This is a genomic window from Pseudomonas sp. RA_35y_Pfl2_P32 (assembly GCF_963970735.1).
Taxonomy (GTDB): Bacteria; Pseudomonadota; Gammaproteobacteria; order Pseudomonadales; family Pseudomonadaceae; genus Aquipseudomonas.
This window is the reverse complement of record NZ_CAXAQF010000313.1, coordinates 1-462: the sequence shown is the minus strand read 5'-3', so window position 1 is coordinate 462 and position 462 is coordinate 1. Positions and strand designations below refer to the sequence as shown.

Genomic DNA, 462 nt, shown 5'->3' with positions numbered 1-462 from the left:
ATGACGGTGAGGCGCAACCTGCCGTCCAGCTTGCCGATCCACCGAAGCCGGTCGAAATCGTCGAAGTGCCGAAACTGCTGCCGCTTCCCGGCCAGCTCAAGCCGCTGCATGACGGACACCCGAAGCCTGAGTCTGGCGATCCCCGCAAGCGTGTTGAAAAGGCCAATGCCGCGGCCCGCATGCAGCCGACCCGCAATGGCTATATCAACGCGGTGCAGGTCTATCCGTTCGCTGCGGGCGCGCTTTATCAGGTGTATGCCGCGCCGGGGCAGGTGACTGACGTCGCCTTGCAGGAAGGCGAACAGCTCGTCGGTTCCGGACCGGTCGCCGCTGGCGATACCGTGCGCTGGATCATCGGCGATACCGAGAGCGGCGTTGGCGCGGCCAAGCAGGTCCATATCCTCGTGAAGCCAACGCGGGCCGATCTGATGACCAATCTCGTCATCAACACCGACCGGCGCA

General features: G+C 64.3%; 1 protein-coding gene. It reads left to right on the top strand.

Annotated elements, in window-relative coordinates; translation table 11 throughout:
* The coding region (locus AACY45_RS28455) for a TrbG/VirB9 family P-type conjugative transfer protein (protein WP_339548801.1) at positions 1 to 462 on the top strand (462 nt) is incomplete at both ends.